This is a genomic window from Mycobacterium sp. SP-6446, from assembly GCF_001954045.1.
Taxonomy (GTDB): Bacteria; Actinomycetota; Actinomycetes; order Mycobacteriales; family Mycobacteriaceae; genus Mycobacterium.
The window spans coordinates 1-873 of record NZ_MBEM01000241.1 but is presented as its reverse complement, the minus strand read 5'-3'; the positions used below and the strand labels follow the sequence as shown (position 1 = coordinate 873).

Genomic DNA, 873 nt, shown 5'->3' with positions numbered 1-873 from the left:
GGAAGGGGCGGATTTCGCCGGGTTCACCGTGGTGCGGCTGTTGGGCAGCGGCGGGATGGGTGAGGTCTATTTGGCTCGACATCCGCGGTTGCCCCGGCTGGAAGCGCTGAAGGTTTTGCGCGCCGATGTCTCCGCCGACTCAAGTTTTCGAGAGCGGTTCATTCGAGAGGCCGACTTAGCGTCGTCGCTGTGGCATCCACACATCGTTGAGGTGTATGACCGCGGCGAATTCGAGGGTGATCTGTGGATCGCGATGCGCTACGTCGACGGGTTCGATACCCGTCGAGTGCTCCGGGAAAGCTGTCCGTCCGGAATGCCAGCTGCCGACGTGTGCACCGTAATCGCCGGCGTCGCCAGCGCGCTGGATTATGCCCACCAGAAAGGCTTGCTGCACCGCGATGTCAAGCCGGCCAATATCCTGCTGACCCGTCCAGCGGGTGGAAGGCAACGTATCTTGTTGACCGACTTCGGTATTGCACGCAATCGGGACGAGATCAGTGGTCTCACACAGACAAATATGACGGTCGGTACAGCAGCCTATGCGGCGCCCGAACAGTTGTTGGGCGGCCACATCGATGGACGGGCCGATCAGTACGCGTTAGCCGCCACCGCTTATCACCTTCTTACTGGCACAACCCTTTTCCCTAGCGATAATCCCGTAGCTATCATCAGTTCACACCTCACGAGCCCGCCCCCCCGAATCAGCGTCATCCGACCCGAATTGGCAGGCCTCGACGAGGTCCTTGCGCTGGCTTTGGCGAAAAATCCGGGTGACCGATTCGCTCGTTGCACGGACTTCGCCGACGCCTTAGGTCAAAGCCTCGGCGGTCACACGGGCATTCGAGCAACGAACGCCGAGCTAACACTGCCAGC

At 60.7% G+C, this 873-nt stretch carries 1 protein-coding gene; it reads left to right on the top strand.

What is annotated here, in order from left to right; genetic code table 11:
- The coding region (locus A5736_RS21955) for a serine/threonine-protein kinase (RefSeq protein ID WP_139333498.1) at positions 1 to 873 on the top strand (873 nt) is incomplete at both ends.